Here is a 19,186-nt window from a genome sequence, read left to right on the forward strand (position 1 = left end):
TTATAAAGGGGAAAGTCGTGGAGGGGGAACTGCGATGTTTGACTGGTTAGGTCTAAAAAGAGGTTTTCCGCTATATATATCTTGGCGGCTGAATGAAGACTTAAAAGAGGATGTGGCGCTAACATTCGAAGGGATTGCCGAAACGCGAAAAGAGCTGTTAATGGAGTGGGCTGCGGATAATTGGGAGCTCATGAAGCGCTTGGGCGGCGAAGTGACGCAGGTGCTGGATAAGGAAGCAGAGGAAGGGAAACCGCTTGAGCAGACGGCTGCAATCGGCGTCCTATTGCAAAATGCGTATCAGCGGGCAAAGGATATGACCGAGCTTTTTCTAATAGACGAAGCGGGAATCGTAACGGCAACCACGAGCAGTGACCATTACGGAGCGCGATACGGCACGGACAGTATTCTTCATCCAGCGCTGCAATATGCAAAAAACGGGGGAAAAGGGCGTTACTGTTTGTTTGGACCATACCGCGATCCTGTTACGCTTCGGCTTGGCGCGCGAACCTCTTCGTTTCATGACGCCGTTACGCTTTTGTTCGTTGCTCCGGTGAAGCGAAATGGCGCAATCGCGGGTTATGTCTGCGGCCGTGTGCCGAACGATGTCATCGGCGATTTGATTCAACGAGAATCCGGCCATATCTATCCGGATTCGGGGGATAACTATATTTTTATGGCGGAACCGCTGCTTTGCAAGGAGATCAAGCCCGGCACCGCACTCTCCCGCAGCCGTTTTGAAGACCGGACGTTTACGCATGGCGACAATTTGAAGGACGGCGTTAGGACGGACTACGGTATTGTAACGGTGAAGGAGCATACGGAACTGGAGCTGCTCTTCACGGATCCGGCGACGGGAGAGCTCCATCCCGGCGTTGCGGGCACGATACGGAATGGAAGCAATTGCTTCGTCGAGTTCCCGGGCTATTCGGATTATCGTCACATACCGGTTATTGGGAAAGGCGTTACCTTTCAGCTCCCCCATTGCCCGGACAAATGGGGGATGATGTGCGAAGGCGATCTGGAGGAAGTGTACCGAATACGCAGTCTGCGTTACCGTCAGCGGAGGCTCCATGCGGTAACGACTGTCATTGCAAGTATTCTGTTGGCTGCGCTGGTTGCAGCCCTATCCATGAACGCCCCGATGTGGGTGCTTGCGGTAGCGGCTGGCGGCTTTAATCTTTTGTTCGGATTAGGGGTCATCGGATTTTTCAAAAGGAAAGAGGATGAACGGATCGTCAAACATATGCGGGACGTGACGCGATTTATCCGCTTGAATGCGGAAGGGAAAGGGGACTTGACCAAACGTCTTTCGCTTGGCGAGTTCGATAACGACGAAGTGAAGGATATGGCGAAGTGGTTGAACAATATGATGGATTCCTTGGAAGGGATCATGCTGCAGGTGAAAACGGCAGCCTCCGATGTAACGGCCAGTCAAAAGGCTATGAATGAATCTGCAGCCGCTACATCGCAATCCACAGGCCAAGTCAGCAGCCATCTGTCTGAAATGATCGAGAGCATCCGTCAGCAGCTGGGGGACATTCAACTGGCCAAAGAAGCGGCGGACACGATGCGGGAGACGCTGCAAGGTCTCGAGAAGAAGGCGGCGGAGCAAATTGTGATGGCTCAGAGCGAAGTGGAGCGGATCGGCGATAAAATGCAGCATATCTCGGCAAAGGTCGGAGAAACGAATGCGACGATCCGGACATTTATGGAGACCGTGCAGGACATTCAAAACGTCTTGCAGGTGATCGAGCAGATCTCCTCTCAAACCAATCTGCTGGCGCTTAACGCATCCATTGAAGCGGCCCGGGTAGGCGAGCAGGGCAAAGGCTTCGCCGTTGTCGCGAGCGAGATCCGCAAGCTGGCGAACAGCACAAGGGAATCGACGGAAGAAGTGCACGCCATCACGCAAAAAATTTACCGGGAAGCAGAACGCGCATTCACCTCCATGGACGAAGGTACGCGCGTCGTAGAGGAAGGAAATCAGTACGTGGCGGCGGCCAGGGCGACCCTGAACGACGCGTATACCCAAGATGCAAGAAAAACGGAGGTCGTGGAGGAAGTCGTGCGGCTGCTTGAAAATATTGCGATGGTCAGCCAAGAGAACCGCAAGGTTTCCGGAGAGGTAGAGGGCCGAATGAAGGAGCTGCTTGAGGAAACGGCATACGTGCAGCAGACCTCCCGCGATGTGGAATGGATTACAACGCTTATGCAGCAGATGGTGGGACAGTTCAAGCTGACAGAAACCCGGATCCGTTAAGGAGCAAGGTTGGCAGCAAAAGTTAGCGAAGAGGTAAGCGGATTAAAAGACAAGCTCAAGGCCCCATGCCTCGCCGTTCCGGCAGCATGGGGCTTTGCCGCATGAAAGAGGGGCAATACGAATATATATCTTACATATAGGGGCAGGATTATCAATGGCAAAGCGTCAGGCAGAGGAGGGCAAGCGGGGAAGTCCGTCATAGACGGTTATGACAGGTTTTGTTATAATTGTGAGGAAAAATTGACCATGAGAGACATCCTGCATATCATCCTGTAACGGAGGCGATTGTGTGGATCACTATGTCAACCACTACGTGGTCGTCGCCATTTTCATTGTGCTGGGGATCTTGCTTCCGGTCGTCGCATTGACAGTCGGAAGGCTGCTCAGGCCGCATAAGCCGACCGATCCGAAACAAAGCACGTATGAAAGCGGCAACGAACCTGTAGGCGAAGGTCAAGTTAAATTCAACATCCGGTACTATTTGTTTGCCTTGATGTTTGTCATCTTTGATGTGGAAACCGTTTTCTTATACCCGTGGGCCGTTGCGTACAATAAGCTCGGCCTTTTTGTTCTGGTTGAAATGATCATTTTTGCGGGAATGCTGCTCATTGGACTTCTATACGCATGGAAGAAGAGGGTGCTGAAATGGATCTGAGTCTGGAGTCTATCACACTTGAAGAGCGCAAAGAACTGGAACGCAATGTATTTATGGGCACGCTGGAGCAGCTGAAGGCATGGGCGAGGAGCAACTCGCTGTGGCCGCTCACCTTCGGTCTCGCCTGCTGCGCCATCGAGATGATGGGGACGGGCGCGTCTCATTATGATCTGGACCGGTTCGGCGTCATGTTCCGAACGTCGCCGAGACAATCGGACGTGATGATCGTATCGGGCACCGTGACGAAGAAGATGGGCCCTTTGCTCCGCAGGCTGTACGACCAAATGCCCGAGCCGAAATGGGTTATCGCGATGGGATCCTGCGCAACGGCGGGAGGCCCATACGTGAAGTCCTATGCGGTTATCAAAGGCGTCGACCAAATCGTGCCGGTTGACGTGTATATCCCGGGCTGCCCGCCTAATCCGGCGGCGCTGATCTATGGCATCAACAAGCTTCAGGAGAAAATTCGCTACGAAGCGAAAACCGGGAAGCGGGTGACCGGCCGATGAGCGAGGAGGAGAATAAGCGGAGCGAGGAACAGCCGCCCGCGGCTGAAACGGAGCGGGAAGCGGAAGCGCCTAAGCCTGCGGTTGATCCGGAGCGCGAGGCGAAGCTGAAGGCGGCGGCAGAAGCTAGAGCGGCGAGAGCTGCGGCGAAAGCAAAGGCGGAGGCGGAAGCGGCGCAGGCTGCGGAAGCCGCTGAGCCGGAGGCGCCGAAGGAGCCGTCGAAGCGGCAGCCGGATCTGGACCGCGTGGTGCGGGTTTTGAGTGAAGCGCTAGGCGCTGAGGCGATTCAAGAGGCTGGGCTTAACGAGCTGAACGGCGATATGCCGGTGATCGTGCTCGATAAGGCGAGCTGGCCAAAGGCGGCTCCAATTCTTCGCGATCACGAAGAGCTCGGTTTTACCTACTTGCGCAATGTGTCCGGGGTTGATTACGAGACGCATCTGGAGGTGGTCTACCACCTGTTGTCGATGGCGAGCAAAGCCGATGTCGCCATTAAGCTTCGGACGGACCGCGAGGAAGCGTCGATCCCGTCGGCGACGCCGACTTGGCAGACGGCAAACTGGAACGAACGCGAAATTTACGACCTGCTCGGCATTACCTTTCCGGGCCATCCCGATTTGAGACGCATTATGATGCCTGACGACTGGGTGGGTCATCCGCTCCGCAAAGATTACGAACCGCTTGACTCGGAGGTGTAAGCAGCCGGTGATACGCACTGAAGAACTGCTTCTCAACGTAGGGCCGCAGCATCCCAGCACGCACGGCGTCTTTCGGATTATCGTAAAGCTTGACGGGGAAGTCATTACCGAGGCGACGCCTGTAATGGGCTATTTGCACAGAGGCACGGAAAAAATCGCGGAAAGCTTAAATTTTACGCAAATCATCCCGTATACGGACCGAATGGACTATGTATCGGCCATGACGAACAACTATGTGCTCGTCCATGCGGTCGAGACGATGATGGGACTTGAGGTGCCGATCCGAGCGGAGTTTCTAAGGCTAATTGTGATGGAGCTGCAGCGGATTGCGAGCCATCTTGTCTGGTGGGGCACCTACTTGCTGGATATCGGAGCAATGAGCCCATTCCTGTATGCGTTCCGGGATCGAGAGACGATCGTCAATCTGTTCAACGAGCTTTGCGGCGCAAGGCTCACCTATAACTACATGCGGGTCGGCGGGGTGAAGTGGGATGCTCCGCCGGGGTGGATCGATATGGTCCGTGATTTCATTCCGTATATGGAGAAAAAGCTGCAGGAGTACGACAACCTGGTATCGGGCAACGAGATCTTCCTGGCGCGTATCCGAGGGGTAGGCCGATACGACGCGGCAACCGCCGTCGACTATGGCTTGTCAGGAGCCAACCTTAGGTGTACGGGCATAAAATGGGATTTGCGCAAGGATGAGCCGTACAGCTTATACGACCGGTTCGAGTTCGATGTGCCGGTAGGGCAAAACGGCGACTGCTACGACCGCTACCGCGTCCGGCTGGAAGAAATCAGGCAAAGTCTGCGTATTCTGGGGCAAGCGGTGGAGCAGTTCCCGGAAGGCGGAGAAACAATGGGCAAGGTGCCGCGGGTCATTCGTCCCCCTGCCGGGGAGACCTACGTGCGCATCGAGTCGCCGCGCGGGGAAATTGGCTGCCATATTGTATCCAAAGGGAAAGCGGAGCCGTACCGGCTCAAATTCAGAAGACCGTCGTTCGTCAACCTGCAAATATTGCCCAAGCTGCTTGTCGGCGAGACGATGACCAACTTAATTACGATACTGGGCGGCATTGATATCGTAGTCGGGGAGGTGGATTGCTAATGGGCGCTTGGCTTGATGAACCTCTGACCTGGGGAGACGCGCTGGCCGTATTTCTTTGGGCCGTCCTGTTCCTGCTCATCGTGCTGGGCTTCGTTACGTACGCGATCTATTACGAGCGGAAGGTCATCGGCTGGATGCAGCTGCGGGTCGGGCCGAACCGGGTAGGGCCGTTCGGGCTGCTGCAGACCGTCGCGGACATTTTTAAGCTGCTGATCAAAGAAGACACCATTCCGCGCAAGGCAGACCGCCTTCTCTTCGTCATCGCGCCTGCGCTGGCTTTTATCCCCGCCTTTTCCGTGCTCGCCGTTATTCCGTATACGGAGAAGCTGTATTTTGCCGATTTGAATGTCGGGCTGCTTTATTACGTTGCCTTATCGGGCATTACAACCTTGGCGATCGTGCTGGGCGGCTGGGCTTCGAATAATAAATACGCTCTGCTCGGAGGCATGCGCTCCGCGGCGCAAATGATCAGCTACGAAGTGCCGCTTGTTATTTCGGTGACAGGCGTCATCCTGCTTAGCGGAAGCTTGAACCTTCGCGATATTGTGGCGGCTCAAGACGGCGGTTGGTTCTGGAATTGGAACTTGTTCCCGCAGATCATCGGCTTTGTCGTGTTCATCATTGCCGCGGTATCGGAGCTGAACCGGACGCCGTTCGACCTGCCGGAGGCGGAATCGGAGCTGGTTGCGGGCTATCATGTCGAGTACAGCGGGTTCCGGTTCGCTTTCTTCATGCTGGCGGAATACGTATACGTGTATGCCATCGCGGCGCTGACCACGGTGCTGTTCCTTGGAGGGTGGCATGCGCCAGCGCCGTTCCTCGATGTGGTGCCGGGCATCTTATGGTTTCTGCTGAAGTTCGCGTTTGTGGTCTTTTCCTTGTTCTGGATCAGAGCGTCCTTCCCGCGCGTCCGGGTCGACCAGCTGATGAGCTTAGGCTGGAAGGTGCTGCTGCCCGTGGCGCTGCTGAACGTGTTCCTAACGGCGCTTTATCTGGAGCTGTTCGTCAAATAAGGCTTTTGAAGGGAGAAAACCCATGAACGGATTAGTAAAAGGGCTTGGCGTTACGTTAAAATCGTTAACCGCGCCGAAAGTGACGACCTCCTATCCCGACGAGCCGTTCCCGATGCCGGAGCGCTTCCGAGGGATCCAGCATTTTATACCGGAACTGTGCATCGTGTGCAATCAATGCGCCCGCATCTGTCCGACGGATTGTATTACGCTGACGGGCAAACCGAATCCGGACCCGGCAAAAAAGGGCAAAGTTATCGATACGTTCGATATCAATTTTGAAATCTGTATTTTGTGCGATCTTTGTACGGAGGTGTGTCCGACAGAGGCGATCGTCATGACGAATCATTTTGAACTCGCCGCCTATAGCCGGGATGAGCTGTACAAGGACGCGCAATGGCTGACGGACAACAATACGCTTGTCCGGCAGGACAATAACAACATCGGAGCACCGGGCAAAGGGGGCGCCAAATAATTGTTTAACGTCGACATAACGGGAGAGTTTATCGCGTTCTTCGCGTTCGCGGCGATTATGATTGGCGGGGCGGTCCTGATGATAAGCCTGGAGAAGGTCGTGCATATGGTGATCTCCATGGCGGCTGTATTTCTGGGGCTCGGCGGCATGTACGTGCTGCTGGATGCGGAGTTTGTCGCTTTCGTGCAAGTGCTGATCTATGCGGGAGCTGTCTCGATTCTGATGATCTTCGGCATTATGATGACGAAGCACAGCGGCGAGAGCGAACCTGTCCGGCCGCTGCATGAAGCGCTGGTGGCCGTCGGCGCGCTCAGCCTGTTCGGACTGTTCTTCTATGCCATCCGCACGACAGACTTCCCGGACGCGGCTGCGGCGGCGCCGGCCGAGGACAATACGATGGCCATCGGCGAGCTGCTGTTCTCCGGCTATATCGTGCCGTTCGAGCTGCTGTCGGTTCTGCTGACGGTGGCGTTCATCGGCGCGATCGCGCTCGCGAAGAAGGAGGCGGAGTAAATGCTACCATCCTATCTCACTATGGCGGCTATTCTATTCTGCATCGGTTTGTACGGAGCGCTGGCGAAGCGCAACGCGATTATCGTGCTGCTATCGCTCGAGCTCATGCTGAATGCGGTGAACTTGAATTTAGTCGCCTTCTCGAAATATGGCGTCGTCCCCGCTCTGACGGGGCAAATCTTCTCGATCTTCACGATAACGGTAGCGGCTGCCGAGGCGGCCGTAGCGGTCGCGATTCTGATTGCGCTGTTCCGGTCGCGGGGAACGGTTGACGTGGAAGCATTCGATCGGATGAGGAGGTAACCGATGGATACGTACACCAATATAGCTTGGGTCATCCCGCTCCTCCCGCTCGCCGGCTTCCTGGTCATTACCGCGCTCGGCAGAGGCTTTCGCGCAGCCAGCGTATGGGTTGGCTCGGCCTTGTCGCTCGCGTCGTTCGTGCTGTCGCTGCTCGTCTTGATCGAGAGGCTGAAGCCGAACGCGGTCGATTACAACAATGGCTTCGATTGGATCCGAATCGGAGATTATACGCTGACGATCGGCTTTGAAGTGACCAATTTGACGGCGCTCATGCTTGTTGTGGTTACGCTGGTCGGTTTCCTGGTGAATGTGTATTCGGCCGGTTATATGAAGGACGACGAGAGGATCACGGTCTTCTACGGTTATGTCTCGTTGTTTTCCTTCTCCATGCTGGGACTGGTTCTGTCCGATAATATGCTGTCGTTCTATTTGTTCTGGGAGCTTGTCGGCGTCTGCTCGTTCCTGCTGGTCGGCTTCTGGTACGCGAGGCCGGCTGCCCGCGCGGCGGCCAAAAAAGCGTTTATCGTCACCCGAATCGGCGACGCCGGACTATTCCTCGCGATTCTGCTTCTGTTCTGGTACATGCCGGAGCATTCGCTGAGCTTCACGATGATCGAAAGCGTTTTTGATCATCAAGGCGGGACGATTACGGCCGGCATTACGACGCTGATCGCGCTGCTGATCTTCCTGGGCGCTGTCGGCAAGTCCGGCCAGTTCCCGCTGCATGTGTGGCTGCCGGACGCGATGGAGGGCCCGACGCCGATCAGCGCGCTGATTCATGCGGCAACGATGGTTGCGGCAGGCGTGTTCCTCGTCGCGCGCACCTTCGACATCTTCCAGGCGTCGGAAGCCGCGATGACAACCGTCGCCTATGTCGGGGCGTTTACGGCGATATTTGCCGCCACGATTGCGTTGGCGCAGAACGATATGAAGCGGATTCTGGCTTACTCCACGATCAGCCAGCTTGGCTTTATGATGCTCGCGCTTGGACTAGGCTCATGGACAGCCGGTATTTTCCACCTGTTCACCCACGCTTTTTTCAAAGCGCTTCTGTTCTTGGGAGCGGGAAGCGTCATTCATGCCGTACATACGCAGAACATTCAGGAGATGGGCGGACTTGGGAAAAGCATGCGGGTAACGGCATGGACCTTCGCGATCGGCGCTCTCGCCCTTTCAGGCATTCCGCCGCTGTCGGGCTTCTGGTCCAAGGATGCAATTCTGACGGTCGCACTGGAGCAAAATCCACTGCTGTTCGTCGTCGGGCTTGCGGCGGCATTCTGCACGGCGCTCTATATGACAAGATTGTTTGTGCTGGTCTTCCTCGGCAAGCCGAAAGCGGCTAAAGCGTCTATCGCTGGCGCGAAAGAATCGCCTGCGGTCATGACGGCGCCTCTTATTGCGCTTGCTGCGCTGGCTGTCATCGCCGGATTTGTGGAAACGCCATGGAACGGCTGGTTCGCTTCGTGGCTCAGCGATGAAGCGGGGGCCTCACACGGCAGCGCGCTGGCCATTGTGTTGTCCATCGCGGCCGGCATGCTCGGGATTGTGTCAGGGTGGCTGCTGTTCGGCAAGAGGCGAGAGAGAAGCGGCGCTGGGTTTGCAGAGCGGATGCCGGGGCTCGTCAAGCTGGCGGAGAACAAATATTACATCGATGAGGGGTACGAAGCGGTATTCGTTAAGGGGCTCCGCGGTTTAGGCACGGCTTTAGCGGCTTTTGACAAGTACGTGATCGGCGGCGCTGTGAAGCTTGCGGGCGTATGCGCGAACGCGGCGGGCAAGCTGGCGCTTCGGCTGCAGAACGGCCAAGTGCAGACCTATAGCTTGGCGGCGGTGCTTGGCATTGTCGTCATCGTGATCGCCATTATCGGAAGGAGGATGCTGTCATGAGCTTCCTGCAGGACATTCCGATTTTATCGATTCTATTGCTCGTGCCGCTGCTTGGGTTCATCGTCATCTTATGTCTTCCGAAGCATCGGGCGGGCTGGCTCAAGACGGCTGCTGTCATAACGACTCTTATTCCGCTCGCGCTCAGCTTGTGGCTGTATGCCGATTACGATAATAAGCACGGCGGGGAAGGGTATGACGAGTCGGCGGCTTGGCTGCAAATTCCGATTAACAAGGAGACGGCGACGAACGCGGATACGGAGATGGTCTTCTCCTTCCAATACGCCCTTGGTCTTGACGGGCTGTCGCTGCCTCTTCTGCTTCTGACAGGGATTGTGACCGCCATGGCGGCGCTCGCGGCATTCCATGTGAAGAAGCGATGGAAGGCGTTCTTCAGCTGGTTTCTGCTGCTGGAGTTCGGCATGCTGGGCGTCTTCCTGGCGCGTGACGTGTTCTTGTTTTTTATTTTCTTTGAGATTACGCTCGTTGCAACTTATTTCTTGATCGGCATATGGGGCTATTACAACAAAGAAAAGGCGGCTAACCGGTTCCTGATCTACAACGGGCTCGGCTCCGCCATTATGCTGATCGCATTTGTAATGCTTGTGAATACGGCCGGCTTCCGGATCGAGGAAACTGCAGCGGGAGCCTATCAATACATTTACAGCGGAAGCTACGCGGACATTGCGGCCAATATGGCGGATCCGAACGCGTTCGTCAATCTGCCGGCGGAGGCGACGGGAGGCGTAAATCCGTTCCAAATGAGCGACGGCATGATGTGGACGGTCTTTATCCTGCTGCTTGTCGCATTCGGCATTAAGCTGCCGATCTTCCCGTTCCATACGTGGATGCTGAAGGTCCATCAGGAGGCGCCGCCGTCCGTCGTCATGATTCACTCCGGAGTCCTGCTGAAGATGGGCGCATACGGACTTATTCGATTCGGCTTATTCCTATTCCCGGAGCAGGCGCGCGAGTGGGCCGGGGTATTGGCCGTTCTCGGGGTAGTCAATTTGCTGTACGGCGCAATATTAGCCTTCCGGCAAAACGAGTTCAAGCTTGTGCTGGCCTACTCCTCCATCAGCCATATGGGCATTGTGCTCATCGGTCTTGCCGCATTCAATGAAATCGGCTTGCAGGGCGCGATCTTCCAGCTCGTTTCCCATGGGCTCATCTCCGCTTTGCTGTTCCTGATTGTGGGCAGCTTGTATGAACGGACGGGAACGACGGAGCTGACGGAGCTCGGAGGGTTGGCGCGGTCGATGCCGTTCATGAGCGGCGTGCTGCTTGCTGCAGGCCTTGCTTCGCTGGGCTTACCGGGGCTATCCGGTTTCGTCGGGGAATTCTTAAGCCTGCTCGGACTGTTCGAGTCGATGAGATGGGTGACGGCGGTCGCGGTGCTGGGCATTATTTTGACGGCGGTCTATGTGCTTAGAAGCGTGCTAAAAATGACATTCGGACCGCAGAAGGAAACGTTCGCGGCGCTGAAGGACGCGCGGTTTATCGAGGCGCTACCGATGATTGTGCTGCTGGCTTTTATTGTGCTGCTGGGGTGCTACCCGTCCGCATTGACTGACACCGTAGACTTTAGCGTCGACGGATTTATGAAGTTATTACTTGCGACAAGGTCAGGAGGGTAAGCGATGCCGGGGGAAACGATATTTAAGCCGTTGCAGTGGTCGGATATTGGGGTTATGGCTCCCGAGCTGGTCCTTGGCGTATGGTTCGTGCTGCTTGTCGTTGTAGAGCTGCTGCTCCCGAAGCCGGTAAGCCGGAATTGGATCGGCTGGCTGACGCTGGTTGGGTTCGCGGGCGCGTTCGTCCTTGTGCTGCTGCGTATGCTGGATATGAACAGCGGCGACGGGACGGAAGCGATCTCGCTTCTCGGCGACAGCTACCGTGTTGATGATTTCGGCAGCTTGATGAAGCTGCTCGTTTTGGCGGGAACGGCGATCGTCACCTTATTAGGCTTAAGCACGGTGAGCCGGGATCGCTCGATTACCGATAAGGGAGAATTTTTTTATCTGCTGCTGCCTGCCGCGATCGGCGCGATGATGATGGCTTCTTCGGGAAACTTGATCACGCTGTATATTGGGCTGGAGCTGCTTACGATTACAAGTTATGTGCTTGTCGGGCTTAGACGCAAATCCTCGTTATCGGCGGAAGCGGCGTTCAAATATGTGGTGACGGGCGGCGTGTCATCCGCGTTTATTCTATTCGGCATGTCCTATCTTTACGGCGTGACGGGCTCCGTAGAGCTCAGTGCGATTCGAGAGGCGCTGCCGGCTGCGGTGGGGAGCTATGAGGCGCTCGTCTACGTCGGCTTCGGCTGTATGATCGCTGGTTTTGCGATTAAGGTGGCGGCAGCTCCTTTCCATGCGTGGTCGCTGGACGTGTATCAGGGCTCGCCGACGCCGATTGCCGCGTTCCTTGCGGTTGTTTCCAAAGGCGCGACGTTTGCGATGATTTTGCGCGTCATCTTCTCGCTAGGGCTCTTTACGGGGAACGGTTCGACTACAGGCGGAAGCGTGAAGGACGATCTCTTCTTCACGGTGCTGCTGCTGGCCGCGATTTCGATGCTGGCCGGCACGCTGGCTGCCCTGCGGCAGAAAAACGCCAAGCGGCTGCTGGCCTTATCGGGCGTCGCCAACGCGGGTTATTTGCTGGTACCGATCGGACTTGGCGTGACAGCGACCCATAGCAACAACGGGACGGAGCTGCTCTTCTATCTCGTCGCTTACCTGCTGATGACGATGGGCGCTTTTGCGGTACAGACCGTGGTCAGCCGTTCGGTCGGACATGACGAGCTGAGAGGCTTTGCGGGCATGTATTACCGCTCGCCATGGACGGCGATTGCGATGGTGATGTTCCTCCTGTCGCTGGCCGGCCTTCCCGTTTCGGCGGGCTTCTTCGGCAAGCTGTTCATCCTGCTGGGCGCGGCGAATGCCAAAGCTTATTGGATCGCCGCCATTATGGTGCTGAGCAGCGTGATCTCTTATTACTTCTACTTTGGCATCATCCGTCAAATGTTCATGCGCAGCAGCAACGGGCTGATCGAAGCGGGTCAAGGGGAAGACAGCGCAGCCGAACAAGAGGTGTCGTCAGACGAGAAGCCGGACGACAGGCCGGACGGGACCATTCGCGTGCCTCTGACGACCGGCATCGTCATTTGGTTCTGCGCGAGTCTGACGTTTGCGCTCGGGATATTCCCGGGCTTGGTCGTCAATATCCTCGACAATGTCTTTTCGATATCGGGAGATATACTGGGATAACGGTTCACTGCGAGGTAAACCGCGTTCCTGTTTTCGAGCACGCCAAGGCGTGAACGAAGCGGGCGAACGCGGTTTTTTTGTTTGCGGCGTATTCGGCAGGCTCGGTTCTGGTAATGTGCGGTAATTTTACTTTTAGGGAAACTTGGACAACCGCTGCGGCGTTTAAGGATATAGAATGAGCGGCTGGCATGGTTTGCTGGGCGAAATGATCGGGATGAAAGAAGTGCGTGTGGCGTGACTAAATGGGGAGCTAAGGTAGTTTGGAGGCAAGAGTTGCGCGTGGCGTGACTAAATGAGGGAGCAAAGGTAGTTTGGAGGAAATAGTTGCGTGTGGCGCGACTAAATGTGGGAGCTAAGGTAGTTTGGAGGCAATAGTTGCGTGTGGCGATATTAATAGGGCTAATGTGGTGGGATACGGTGATATAAGCTCGTGTGGCGCGACTAAATGTGGGAGCTGAGGTAGTTTGGAGGAAATAATTGCGCGTGGCGATATTAATAGGGCTGATGTGGTGGGATACGGTGAAATAAGCTCGTGTGGCGCGACTAAATGGGGAGGAAGTGGCAATCTGGCAGCAATAGTTGCGCGTGGCGATATTAATAGGGCTAATGTGGTGGGATACGATGAAATAAGCCCGTGTGGCGCGACTAAATGGGGGAGCAGAGGCGGTTTGGAGGTAGTAGTTGCGCGTGGCGTGACTAAATGGGGAGGAAGTGACGGTCTGGCAGCAATAGTTGTGTGTGGCGCGACTAAATGTGGGAGATGAGGTAGTTTGGAGGCAATAGTTGCGTGTGGCGCGACTAAATGAGGGAGCAGAGGCGGTTTGGAGGTAGTAGTTGCGTATGGCGAGTCTATGAACTAACTAACTATTTCTTTATTTCTTTTAGGTTCGACGGACGCAAAAAGAGAATGGGCTGCGAAAGCTATAAGCATAGACATTTTGTCCCAGGCATGACGCTTAAGCGTTGAAGTGCCGAAATGTCTTGTAATAGCTCTACTACGCGATATCACTTGGAGATGATCCGAAGCAGCCTTCTTTTTTCACACGTAAAAATTTTAAGTTCTTGAGGTACGGAGAACAAAAAGTTTTTACAGCGATAAATCCTATATCGGCGCATAAGGGCGGGTTTGCTCCGTAAAACTCGCAGGTCGCTCCTCCGGGAAGACCTCGATTAAGGATTTCTCACAAAAGAGAAAAAGGGAAAACGTATTCGTTAAACGAAATATTAATGAAATACGTTTCAAGGGCAGAATATAATGAAAAATGAACTGAAAGCTAACCTATACATATCCGCTGAGCGGAGCAAGCCCGTTCAGCACCATACGGCCGCCGGCGCGGACACCCCGCGCCGGGGCCGGCTCGCGCAGCGCCTCGTCACCCGAAGAGGCGCTGGCCGTTCTGCGCAATCCCCGCGCGCATGGCTCCGCCGCGCGGGGATTGCGCTGCTGATCGGGAGCGTAGCGCTCGGAGCAGGGGGCGCTGCATTCGCAGCAAAAGCCCCCTCCCCCTCGCCCGCTCCCGCAGCAGCCCCCGCCGCATATGCGGGCGGCGGGGCGCCTGGCGCCGAAGGCGCCGCCAGCGAGCAGCCGCGAAGCTGGCTGCTCAAATGGGGGGACCCCGCGCTGGCGCATGAGCTGCGCGGGACCCAAGTCATTCACCGCCAAAGCGAAGCGGCGGTGGATGTGGTGCGTCCCGCCGCGGATGCGGGCGAGGACGTGGACGCTTGGCTGCGCCGGCTGCGAAGCGAGCCGGGCGTGCAGTATGTGCAAGAGAATGGCGCGGCGCGTATTCTTGCGCTGCCGAGCGTCGGCAAATCGGCGCAGACGTCCGCAGCGCCATCCGGCGAAGTCAAGTCATCGGCGGCGGCCGCAGCGAACAGCGAGGTCGGCAACGAAGGTGCTGCTGACGCAGCCCTAAAGGTCAATTCCGCAACAGTAACGAAGCCTAATGACCCGGAGCTTTCCAAGCAGCAATATTTGACCCAGATCGGAGCGCATAGGGCATGGGAGACGGTGCGCGAGCAGAAGGACATCATTATTGCGCTAGTCGATACGGGCATTGATCTGGACCATCCGGATCTGAAAGACAATCTGGTTCCCGGCGTCAATCTCGTCGATCCGAAAAAATCGCCGGATGACGACAACGGTCACGGCACCAGCGTAGCCGGCGTCATCGCCGCCAAAGGCAATAACGGGATCGGGGTCTCGGGCATCCTGTGGAACGCGAAGCTGATGCCGGTTAAAGCGCTGGACGAATGGGGAGACGGAACGGAGCAGGACTTGGGAGAAGGCATTATGTACGCGGTGAAAAACGGCGCGAAGGTGATCGTCTTATCCGTCGGCCTTCACCGTTCTTCCCCTTATATGCAGGACATCGTGAACTACGCTGAAAACCAAGGCGTGCTGCTCATAGCCGCGTCCGGCAATGACGGCGTCACCATGGGCAGCAAAGCGGCCGTTAAATACCCGGCCGCTTATCCGACGGTGCTTGCGGTCGGCGGCGCGAAGAGCGGCGGTTCTCCGGATGAACGTTCGAATGGCGGCCCTGAGCTGGATTTAATTGCGCCATGGCATGTGTATACGACCGCCGTAGGAGGCACTTACAAGAAAGAGGAGGGCACCTCGATGGCTGCGCCTCAAGCCGCCGCCGCCGCCGCGATGATTCTTGCGCGGCATCCGGATTTCAAGCCTTATCAGGTGCGGGATTTGCTTCGTCAGACGGCGAAGGATATCGGGACAGCCGGCGTAGACGACTCATCGGGCTACGGTCTGCTGCAGATCGACCGGGCGGTCACCGCCGCGCTGAAGAAGGACGCGTTCGAACCGAACAACAGCGCCGGGGAGGCCAAAGCGTTCCCGCTTATAAACCAAGAGTCGGCTGAGCTGGAAAATGGAACGGACCAGGACTGGTACGAAATAAACGTTCCTTATGACGGCAAGCTCACCCTTCGTTACAATGCGAAGCTTCCTTCGGGCGCCGCGGCGCCTGTTGTCCGCTTCTCGCATTATACCGGCGGCAAGCTGCAGAGCAGCGAAGAGACGAAGCTCTCCTCCGATACCATTGAGCTGGATGTCAAAAAAGGAAAGCAGCTCGTACAAGTGATGCCGGTCAATACCCAGATGAAATCGGCCGTACCGTATGTGTTGACCTCATCGTTTACGATGGCGCCGGATGCTTATGAGCCGAATGATTTGATCGGGAAAGCGGCGAAGCTGGAGCCGAAATCCGGTACCGTGACCGGCACCTTCCATAAGACGGCCGACCGCGACTGGTTCGTCGTCACCTTCAAGCAGGACGGCAAGCTCCGCGTAACGCTTGATGCCAATACGGCAAGAATCGATCCGGGTCTGTCCGTGCAAAGGGAGGATCAAGCGCTATCGTTGTATGACGAGAATGGGGAGGGCGTTTCCGAACAATCGCCGCTGCTATCCGTGACGCCTGGCACGTACTATATCCGGGTCCATAACGCGATTGCACTGGAATCCAGCCCGACGATCGGCACTTACGAGCTAAAGCTGGATTTCACCCCGGATTTAACGGATCCGAATGAGCCGAACGATAAGTCTTATGAAGCGCTCATGATGAATGCCGGCACGGAATATAAAGGCGTTATGCATACCGCAGCCGATACGGACTGGTTCCAATTCAGGCTGACGAGTGAAAGTATCGTCAGCTTGAACGTTGCAGGCGTGCCCGCAAACACCACTTTGAAATTGGAAGGCTACGATAAACGGATGGTCCGCGTCTTCTCCAAGCAGACGGATGCGGCGGGCAAGCTGCAGACGACGGAGCAGGCGCTTAGCCCCGGTGTCTATTACGTGAAGCTGACGGCCAATAAAGCCTTCAACTCGCAGTACTATCGGTTAAACCTGAAAGCGGAGACGCTTGTCGCCGGCTTCCGCGATATTAAAGGGCATTGGGCGCAAAAAGAAATCGAAAGCCTATCGAAGCAAGGGATCGTGAGCGGGATCGGCAGCTACCGTTTTATGCCGGAACGGCAAATTACACGTGCCGAAGCGGTTACTATGATCGTGAATGCCTATAAGCCGATTGGCGGCTCCGCGATCGCCAAATCATTCCGTGATGTAAGCGCAGACCATTGGGCCAATGATGCGATTCGCAAAGCGGTAAAGCAGGGATGGGCGCAAGGCTTCCCTGACGGCAGCTTCAGACCGGATGAGCCCGTCACGCGGGCGGAGATGGCCGTTTTGATCGGCTACGCGGAGGGCATTGCTCCTCGCAAGGCATCGACCCGTCCTTTTGACGATGTGTCTCCATACGACTGGTACTCTCCGATGCTGTCGGCCATGAAAGCGGAAGGTAAGCTCAAGGGCGTAAAGAATAACCGGTTCCTGCCGGAAGAGCAGGCTAGCCGGGCGGAGTTTACGTCGCTGCTATATCGTTATTATGCGGAATGATCATACGTTGAGCCGAACATAAGGAGGCGCTATGGGAACAAACGACCCGATGGATCAGATGTTAACCATGACGGGATTAACCGGAGTATTCTCCATTACCGTTGAAATTTTAAGCATTCTGCTTGTATGGATGCTCATGCGGGAGGTGAAGTGGGAGACGTTCTTCCGTTTCCCCCAAAGCCCGAAAGCAAGAATGCTTCAACTGCTGCTTGCCGTTGCTCTCGGGCATTTATTTGCCCAGTTTATCCTGCAGTACTGGAATTATACAACGATGCTCAAGAGCTTTATCGAATAAGGAAGTCGAAACATGTTAACAATGGGTAATAAGGACCTTCATATTTCGACATGACTAGTCGATATATGTGTTAGACATTGCCAACAAAGGAAGTTTTACCGGGCCGGTACGGACAGGAAATGAAATGTATAAGATGGAAAGAACTTCTCTCTTGTCGGTTATCACAGCATGATGGTAAGATGGACTTTGGGTAATCGGTCGAAACCTGTCAAATGTCGTATTTTTAAACCTTATTTTACAGCAGAAATAGAAATTGCTATTCGCGGAGGGAACACAAGATGACTAAAATTATCGTCCGCGGAGGCCAGCGTCTTACGGGCACGGTCCGCGTCAGCGGCGCCAAAAATGCAGTGCTCCCCATTCTTGCTGCCTCATTATTAGCGACGGAAGGAGACAGCGTCATCTGTGACGTTCCCCTCCTCGACGACGTTATGACGATTCAGAACGTGCTCGCTTCACTTGGAGCGCAAATCACGTATAACAATGAAACGATGCGGGTATCCGCGCCAATTATTACATCCTTTGAAGCTCCTTATGAGCTTATTCGGAAAATGAGAGCTTCTTTTCTTGTCATGGGCCCTCTCTTGGCCCGAATCGGCAAGGTGCGTATTTCTCTCCCTGGCGGCTGCGCGATCGGCACCCGTCCGATTGACCAGCATTTGAAGGGCTTTGAAGCTATGGGAGCCGAGATTACGCTCGGCCAGGGCTTCATCGAAGCGTCAACGCCTACTCGCCTGAAAGGCGCCAAAATTTATCTCGACGTTGCAAGCGTAGGCGCAACGGAGAATATTATGATGGCGGCCGCTCTTGCGAACGGCACAACCACGATTGAGAACGCGGCGAAAGAGCCGGAGATCGTCGATCTCGCCAACTATATTAACGCGATGGGCGGCAAGGTGCGCGGCGCCGGAACCGGCATGATTCGTATCGAAGGCGTGGAGCGTCTGCATGGCGCTAAGCACAATGTCATTCCGGATCGTGTTGAAGCGGGAACTTACATGATTGCGGCCGCTATTACGGGCGGCGACGTCTTCGTCGAAGGCGCGATCGCGGATCATCTGACACCGGTTATCTCCAAGCTTCAGGAGATGGGCGTTGACATCATCGAAAGCGATAACGGCATTCGAGTTCGCGCCGCCTCCCAGCTGAAAGCGGTAGACGTTAAGACGCTTCCGCATCCCGGCTTCCCAACCGATATGCAGTCTCAGATGATGGCGCTGCTGCTCGTTTCGGAAGGAACAAGCGTCGTCACCGAAACCGTGTTTGAGAATCGCTTCATGCATGTCGAGCAGTTCCAGAAAATGAACGCCAATATTCGCGTGGACGGCCGCAGCGCAATTGTGACAGGCGGAGTGCCGCTTACAGGGGCGAAGGTATGCGCGACCGACCTCCGTGCCGGAGCAGCATTGATCTGCGCGGCGCTTCGCGCCGAAGGCGAGACGGAAGTAACGGGTCTGCATCATATTGACCGCGGTTACGTGAATATTACGGGCAAGCTTGCTTCGCTGGGCGCACAGATTTGGCGCGTGGAGGAAGAGGCGGAGACAGCTGCAGCCGTGAATGCAGTTAAAAGCGCTTCGGTTAGCGAAGCTGCTCCAACGACATACAAGAGGGACAAAGAAGTGGCCGTGCTGAAGGTTCAGCCGACCTGGGCTTAACTTCCTCACCAATCAAGCGGGAGACTTTCTTGCAACCATCAGAGCTTTAGCGAGCTTTGGCGGATGGAAGAGAGTCTCTTGCTTTTTTATTTTGTAATACCTATAGACTAGAACATTTGTTCGTATTTGTCAATT

15 protein-coding genes are annotated in these 19,186 nt (G+C 55.6%); all 15 read left to right on the plus strand.

Annotated features, from left to right (window positions below; all coding sequences use genetic code 11):
- The first annotated feature begins 34 nt into the window (after positions 1-34).
- Positions 35-2,260, plus strand: a complete 2,226-nt coding sequence (locus tag D3P08_RS18205; protein WP_119601138.1) for a methyl-accepting chemotaxis protein — start codon at positions 35-37, stop codon at positions 2,258-2,260.
- A gap of 289 nt (positions 2,261-2,549) precedes the next feature.
- Positions 2,550-2,915 (plus strand): NADH-quinone oxidoreductase subunit A, encoded by a 366-nt coding sequence (locus tag D3P08_RS18210; RefSeq protein ID WP_119601139.1) that lies wholly within the window; start codon positions 2,550-2,552, stop codon positions 2,913-2,915.
- On the plus strand, positions 2,906-3,424 hold the full coding sequence (locus tag D3P08_RS18215; protein ID WP_119601141.1) for a NuoB/complex I 20 kDa subunit family protein: 519 nt from the start codon (positions 2,906-2,908) through the stop codon (positions 3,422-3,424). The genes D3P08_RS18210 and D3P08_RS18215 overlap by 10 nt, the downstream gene beginning before the upstream one ends.
- Positions 3,421-4,119, plus strand: a complete 699-nt coding sequence (locus tag D3P08_RS18220) for an NADH-quinone oxidoreductase subunit C (RefSeq protein ID WP_119601143.1) — start codon at positions 3,421-3,423, stop codon at positions 4,117-4,119. Before D3P08_RS18215 ends, D3P08_RS18220 begins: the two co-directional genes overlap by 4 nt.
- 7 nt (positions 4,120-4,126) lie before the next feature.
- Positions 4,127-5,227, plus strand: coding sequence for an NADH-quinone oxidoreductase subunit D (locus D3P08_RS18225; protein ID WP_119601145.1), 1,101 nt, complete (start codon positions 4,127-4,129; stop codon positions 5,225-5,227).
- Positions 5,227-6,240: an NADH-quinone oxidoreductase subunit NuoH gene (gene nuoH, locus D3P08_RS18230; RefSeq protein ID WP_119601147.1), complete on the plus strand. Its 1,014-nt coding sequence runs from the start codon at positions 5,227-5,229 to the stop codon at positions 6,238-6,240. The genes D3P08_RS18225 and nuoH overlap by 1 nt, the downstream gene beginning before the upstream one ends.
- Positions 6,241-6,262: 22 nt before the next feature.
- Positions 6,263-6,712: an NADH-quinone oxidoreductase subunit NuoI gene (gene nuoI, locus D3P08_RS18235; protein WP_119601149.1), complete on the plus strand. Its 450-nt coding sequence runs from the start codon at positions 6,263-6,265 to the stop codon at positions 6,710-6,712.
- Complete coding sequence (locus D3P08_RS18240) at positions 6,713-7,225, plus strand: NADH-quinone oxidoreductase subunit J (RefSeq protein WP_119601151.1); 513 nt, start codon at positions 6,713-6,715, stop codon at positions 7,223-7,225.
- Positions 7,226-7,528 (plus strand): NADH-quinone oxidoreductase subunit NuoK, encoded by a 303-nt coding sequence (gene nuoK / locus D3P08_RS18245; RefSeq protein WP_119601153.1) that lies wholly within the window; start codon positions 7,226-7,228, stop codon positions 7,526-7,528.
- A gap of 3 nt (positions 7,529-7,531) precedes the next feature.
- Positions 7,532-9,415 carry an NADH-quinone oxidoreductase subunit L gene (gene nuoL / locus D3P08_RS18250; RefSeq protein ID WP_119601155.1) on the plus strand — a complete coding sequence of 628 codons (1,884 nt, stop codon included), beginning with the start codon at positions 7,532-7,534 and terminating at the stop codon, positions 9,413-9,415.
- On the plus strand, positions 9,412-11,049 hold the full coding sequence (locus D3P08_RS18255) for a complex I subunit 4 family protein (protein ID WP_119601157.1): 1,638 nt from the start codon (positions 9,412-9,414) through the stop codon (positions 11,047-11,049). Before nuoL ends, D3P08_RS18255 begins: the two co-directional genes overlap by 4 nt.
- Before the next feature lie 3 nt (positions 11,050-11,052).
- Complete coding sequence (locus D3P08_RS18260) at positions 11,053-12,681, plus strand: NADH-quinone oxidoreductase subunit N (protein ID WP_119601159.1); 1,629 nt, start codon at positions 11,053-11,055, stop codon at positions 12,679-12,681.
- 1,255 nt (positions 12,682-13,936) lie between these two features.
- Complete coding sequence (locus D3P08_RS18270) at positions 13,937-17,098, plus strand: S8 family serine peptidase (protein WP_119601163.1); 3,162 nt, start codon at positions 13,937-13,939, stop codon at positions 17,096-17,098.
- 31 nt (positions 17,099-17,129) lie between these two features.
- On the plus strand, positions 17,130-17,393 hold the full coding sequence (locus tag D3P08_RS18275) for a DUF1146 domain-containing protein (RefSeq protein ID WP_240647639.1): 264 nt from the start codon (positions 17,130-17,132) through the stop codon (positions 17,391-17,393).
- A 278-nt stretch (positions 17,394-17,671) separates the two neighbouring features.
- Entirely contained in the window at positions 17,672-19,051 is a 1,380-nt protein-coding gene (murA, locus tag D3P08_RS18280) for a UDP-N-acetylglucosamine 1-carboxyvinyltransferase (RefSeq protein WP_119601165.1), read from the plus strand.
- The last annotated feature ends 135 nt before the right edge of the window (positions 19,052-19,186 follow it).

It is taken from the genome of Paenibacillus nanensis, from assembly GCF_003583765.1.
GTDB lineage: Bacteria > Bacillota > Bacilli > Paenibacillales > Paenibacillaceae > Pristimantibacillus > Pristimantibacillus nanensis.

Excerpts from the sequence above, each read along its gene's own strand:
- D3P08_RS18215 (WP_119601141.1), top strand. The coding sequence starts at position 2,906 with ATGGATCTGAGTCTGGAGTCTATCACACTTGAAGAGCGCAAAGAACTG.
- nuoI (WP_119601149.1), top strand. The coding sequence starts at position 6,263 with ATGAACGGATTAGTAAAAGGGCTTGGCGTTACGTTAAAATCGTTAACC.
- D3P08_RS18220 (WP_119601143.1), top strand. The coding sequence starts at position 3,421 with ATGAGCGAGGAGGAGAATAAGCGGAGCGAGGAACAGCCGCCCGCGGCT.
- D3P08_RS18275 (WP_240647639.1), top strand. The coding sequence starts at position 17,130 with ATGGGAACAAACGACCCGATGGATCAGATGTTAACCATGACGGGATTA.
- D3P08_RS18205 (WP_119601138.1), top strand. The coding sequence starts at position 35 with ATGTTTGACTGGTTAGGTCTAAAAAGAGGTTTTCCGCTATATATATCT.
- nuoH (WP_119601147.1), top strand. The coding sequence starts at position 5,227 with ATGGGCGCTTGGCTTGATGAACCTCTGACCTGGGGAGACGCGCTGGCC.
- D3P08_RS18260 (WP_119601159.1), top strand. The coding sequence starts at position 11,053 with ATGCCGGGGGAAACGATATTTAAGCCGTTGCAGTGGTCGGATATTGGG.
- D3P08_RS18255 (WP_119601157.1), top strand. The coding sequence starts at position 9,412 with ATGAGCTTCCTGCAGGACATTCCGATTTTATCGATTCTATTGCTCGTG.
- murA (WP_119601165.1), top strand. The coding sequence starts at position 17,672 with ATGACTAAAATTATCGTCCGCGGAGGCCAGCGTCTTACGGGCACGGTC.
- nuoK (WP_119601153.1), top strand. The coding sequence starts at position 7,226 with ATGCTACCATCCTATCTCACTATGGCGGCTATTCTATTCTGCATCGGT.
- nuoL (WP_119601155.1), top strand. The coding sequence starts at position 7,532 with ATGGATACGTACACCAATATAGCTTGGGTCATCCCGCTCCTCCCGCTC.
- D3P08_RS18270 (WP_119601163.1), top strand. The coding sequence starts at position 13,937 with ATGAAAAATGAACTGAAAGCTAACCTATACATATCCGCTGAGCGGAGC.